The organism is Pseudarthrobacter sp. NKDBFgelt (assembly GCF_046097905.1).
GTDB lineage: Bacteria > Actinomycetota > Actinomycetes > Actinomycetales > Micrococcaceae > Arthrobacter > Arthrobacter polychromogenes.
On record NZ_JBJURL010000141.1, the window covers coordinates 1 to 3,672 of the forward strand.

Consider the following 3,672-nt stretch of genomic DNA (forward strand, 5'->3'; position numbering starts at 1 on the left):
GGCAGCACCACGGTCATCTGTTCTGACAAGACCGGCACGTTTACCGAAAACCAGATGACGGTGCGGGGCGCCTGCACCAGCCAGGGACCATACCGGGGCGGTGCACGCGGACACACTGCTGCCGCGCGGCGGGGCCGGTGTTCCTGCGCTGGAACTCCGTGGGGTCTGCTTCGGCTACGGCGGTGGGGGCAGGGCAGCAGGAGGCAGAACAACGCGGCGCCGGGCCCGGGGCGGGAGCCCGGCAGGCGACGCCTCCGCGCAGGTGCTCAAGGACATCAACCTGAGCATCCAGCCCGGGGAGGTCGTGGCAGTGACCGGTCCCAACGGGGCAGGAAAATCAACGCTGCTGCGCCATTTCAACGGGCTCCTGCGGCCCACCGCCGGCCGCGTCCTGGTCCACGGCAGGGACATTGCGGGGGAACCGCCAGGCGAGGCGGCACGCTCCGTGGGCCTGCTGTTCCAGCAGCCCCGGGACCAGCTGTTCGAGCGGACCGCCCTCCGCGAAGTGCGCTTCGGCCTGGACCGCCTGTTCCACCCCGACGAGGCCGCTGGCCGTGCCCTGGAGGCACTGTCCGCCGTCGGCCTTTCAGGTGCGGCCGACGCGCACCCCGCCGAACTTCCCGCATCCGGCCAGCGCCTCCTCGCCCTGGCGACGGTCCTTGCCCGCAAACCGTCAGTCCTGGCCCTGGACGAACCCACCGTGGCGCTGGACGGCGGCGGCCTCGCCCTGCTGGACGCTGCGGTGCGTTCCGCGGCAGGGGAGGGCGCCGCCGTCGTGCTGGTCACGCATGACCTTGACTACGCCAGGGCAGCGGCGCACCGCGTGGTGATGCTCGACGGCGGCCGGCTGGACGGCTGATCAGGCCGGGCGCGATGCCACTCCCGGCGGCAGGAAACGCTGTCCGTTGACGCGCTCGGAGGCACCCACCCTGTCGAGGTAGGGCGTGATGCCGCCCAGGAACATGGGCCAGCCCGCGCCCAGGATCATGCAGAGGTCGATGTCCTCGGGAGCGGCAACCACGCCCTCGGCGAGCATAAGGCCGATTTCCTCCGCCAGGGCATCCTGCGTGCGCCGCAGCACCTGCTCCGCCGTTGAGGGGGAGGTGCCAAAGGACATCAGCGCCAGCGTGGACTCCGGGATTTCCTGCGAACCGTCAGGTCCGGTTGCCCACAGGCTCTTCACACCGTTGTCGATGAGCTTCTGCAGGTTGGCAGACACGGCGAAGCGTTCGCCGAAGGCCGCGTGCAGCGACTCCTGGACGTGCTGGGCCACGGGGAGCCCCACCATGGCGCCGAGGGTGAAGGGCGTCATGGGCAGGCCCATGGGCCGCAGGGCGTTGTCCGCCACCTCAGCGGGGGTGCCCTCGTCAAAGGCTGCCGTCACCTCTCCCATCAGCCGGAGCAGGATGCGGTTGACCACGAACGCGGCGGCGTCCTTGACCAGCACAGCCGTCTTCTTCAATCCCTTGGCCAGCTCGAAGGCGGTAGCGAGCACGGCGTCGTCGGTCCTGGGGGCACGGACGATTTCCAGCAGCGGCATCACGGCCACCGGGTTGAAGAAGTGGAAACCCACCACGCGCCCGGGGTGCTGCAGGTCCTCCGCCATGGCAGTGACGGACAGTGAAGAGGTGTTCGTGGCCAGGATGCAGTCCGGTGTGACGACTGCCTCGAGTTCCGCAAAGACCTGCTTCTTGACGTTCAGCTCTTCGAAGACGGCTTCGATCACAAAATCGGCGTCGGAGAAAACGTCCTTGGACACAGACCCCGTCACCAGGGCCTTGGTCCGGTTGGCGGCGTCCTGGCTGATGCGCTTCTTGCCCAGCAGCTTGTCCACCTCGGCATGGACATAGCCCACGCCCTTGTCCACCCGGGCTTGGTCGATGTCCGTCATCACCACGGGGACCTTGAGCTGGCGGGCAAAGAGGAGCGCCAGCTGGCTGGCCATCAGCCCGGCCCCAACAACGCCCACCTTCGTGACAGGACGGGCGAGCTTGCGGTCCGGGGCTCCGGCGGGGCGCTTGGACCGCTTCTGGACGAGGTCCAGGAACGCGTAGACGGTGGCTCGGAACTCGTCGGTCTGCATGAGGTCGGCCAGGGTTTCGCATTCCAGGGCAGCGGATTCCGCCTGGGTCATGGTGCGGTTTGCCTCGAGGATGTCCAGGACCTTTCCCGGTGCCGGCGCCGCATTGGACGTCTTCGCTTCCACGATGGCCCGGCCGGCCTTGACGGCGGCATCCCACCGTGCAGCGGTTGCGGCGTCGGCGGGATCGACGGCGTTGGCCCGTTCCGGAACCACGTCGCCGGAGATGATGCCGGCCGCCCACGCAAGGGACTGCTCCAGGAAATCCGCGGGCTCGAACAGGGCGTCCGCGATGCCGAGGCCGAACGCCTGGGCCCCGTTCAGGGTCCGGTTGTTGCTGAGCGGGTTTTCAATCATTACCTTCACGGCGTTTTCCGGGCCGATGAGGCGCGGCAGGATGTACACGCCGCCCCAACCCGGGACCAGGCCCAGGACGGACTCGGGCAGCGCAAGTGCGCCCGCGCCGGTGGAGACCGTGCGGTAGGTGGACTGCAGGGCAATCTCCAGCCCTCCGCCCAGTGCCGCGCCGTTGATGAAGGCGAAGCTTGGGACGCCCAGGCCGGCCAGCGTGCTGTACACGTCGTGGCCCAGCTGCGCCATCCACAGCCCGTGCTCGCGCTCATCCAGGTTCTTGACGGCGGAAAGGTCGGCGCCCGCCACCAGGTAGTAGGGCTTGCCGGTTACTCCGACGCCGACGATCTCACCCCGGTCTGCGCGTTCCCGCAGGCCCTCCAGGACCTTGCCGAGCTCCACCAGCGTGTTGGGCCCCAGGGTGGTGGGCTTGGAATGGTCCAGGCCGTTGTCGAGGGTGATCAGCGCGAACGTGCCCGGGCTTGGCTTCCCGGCCGGTGCAGGCAGTTCGATGTCCTGGACGTAGGAATGCGTCACTGTTTCGTGGGGGAACAGGTCGGCAAGTCGGGTGAAATCTTCGGCGCTCATGCGGCTCCTTCGGAAACGGTGTGGGTGGCGGAGTTTGCCGGCCGGGCTCCGCTGTAGTCTGTGTATTCCGAGTGACGCGGGTTTTCCCAGACCACCGTGGCGCCCATGCCAAGGCCAACACACATGGTGGTGATGCCGTACCGGACGGAAGGGTCCTCCTCGAACTGCCGGGCCAGCTGGGTCATCAGCCGCACGCCGGAGGAGGCCAGCGGGTGGCCCACCGCGATGGCGCCACCGTAGCGGTTGACCCGGGGGTCGTCGTCGGCAATGCCAAAGTGCTCCAGGAAGCTCAGTACCTGGACGGCGAAGGCTTCGTTGATCTCAAAGAGGCCGATGTCCCCGATGGCCAGCCCCGCGTTCTTCAGGGCCTTCTCGGTGGCGGGCACCGGGCCGATGCCCATGACTTCCGGTTCAACACCCGCGTAGGCGTAGCTGACCAGGCGCATCCTGACCGGCAGTCCAAGCTCCGCTGCGGCGTCGGAGGATGCCAGGACGGCGGCGGTTGCGCCGTCGTTCAGGCCCGCGGCGTTGCCCGCAGTGACGCGCCCGTGCGCCCGGAACGGAGTGCGGAGGCCAAGCCGTATTTGGGCTTCGGCTCGGCTCCCACGGCGGAAACGAAGGACGCGGCGGCCGGATGGTGCAGACCGGGCCGG

At 68.6% G+C, this 3,672-nt stretch carries 2 protein-coding genes and 1 pseudogene; 1 reads left to right on the forward strand and 2 read right to left on the reverse strand.

Annotated features, from left to right (window positions below; all coding sequences use genetic code 11):
• The first annotated feature begins 100 nt into the window (after positions 1-100).
• A complete protein-coding gene (locus tag ACKAE7_RS20555; protein WP_408980166.1) occupies positions 101-859 on the forward strand; it encodes an energy-coupling factor ABC transporter ATP-binding protein in 759 nt (252 codons plus the stop codon).
• Here ACKAE7_RS20555 and ACKAE7_RS20560 read toward each other — a convergent pair whose 3' ends face one another.
• Together ACKAE7_RS20560 and ACKAE7_RS20565 are read right to left on the reverse strand one after the other, a co-directional pair.
• Entirely contained in the window at positions 860-3,019 is a 2,160-nt protein-coding gene (locus ACKAE7_RS20560) for a 3-hydroxyacyl-CoA dehydrogenase NAD-binding domain-containing protein (protein WP_408980167.1), read from the reverse strand.
• Positions 3,016-3,672: pseudogene (locus ACKAE7_RS20565) on the reverse strand (hypothetical protein); the annotation flags it as partial. The gene ACKAE7_RS20560 and the pseudogene ACKAE7_RS20565, both read right to left, overlap by 4 nt.

What these genes read in the sequence shown, in the direction of transcription:
- ACKAE7_RS20560 (WP_408980167.1), bottom strand. Translation starts at nt 3,019, where the DNA reads ATGAGCGCCGAAGATTTCACCCGACTTGCCGACCTGTTCCCCCACGAA.